Below are 543 nucleotides of genomic sequence, written 5' to 3'. Positions count from 1 at the left end.
GTTAGCTTAAATTAAATTTACCAACACCCATGTAATATCAATAACTTAAAAGCAAACCAATAATGGTGAGTAGTTTAATTAGACCTATTTTGGAAACAATTAAGTGCAAACTAGCAACTAATAAACAAGGCTAGAAAAACAGGCATAGGAATTATTCTCATCAATACTATTAATATAGTAAACCCGTCATTCCGCAGCCAATTTCAGAATTAAAACAATGTGATCCAGTGATCGTTTACAGATGTTAGTGCCGCAGACCTCTTGACCGCGATCCCCAGTTTTGATCTATTACTGTTATTTAACGGTCACTTTATTATGTCTGCTGCTCAACCTGTCATTAAACGCCTAGATCACTTAGGGCTGATCGCTGCTTTCTGCCATGAAATCGGCTTACCTGGTATTATTGATCGCGTCATTCCCAAGTACTCGGATCATAACGTTTCACATGGCGATGCGGTCTTGGCGATGATTCTCAATGGTCTTGGCTTTCACAGCAGAACGCTGCATATGTTTTCTGACTTCTTCGAGACGAAGCCTGTTGCC

1 protein-coding gene is annotated in these 543 nt (G+C 39.6%); it reads left to right on the top strand.

The genetic code is table 11. From position 1 onward, the window contains the following. Positions 1-315: 315 nt before the first annotated feature. The coding region (locus tag R7Q11_RS28765; RefSeq protein ID WP_225467296.1) for a DUF4277 domain-containing protein at positions 316-543 on the top strand (228 nt) is incomplete at its 3' end.

The sequence above is a fragment of the Vibrio sp. 970 genome, assembly GCF_033339075.1.
The sequence above is the reverse complement of the archived record's forward strand: the minus strand, read 5'-3'. Positions and strand labels throughout refer to the sequence as shown.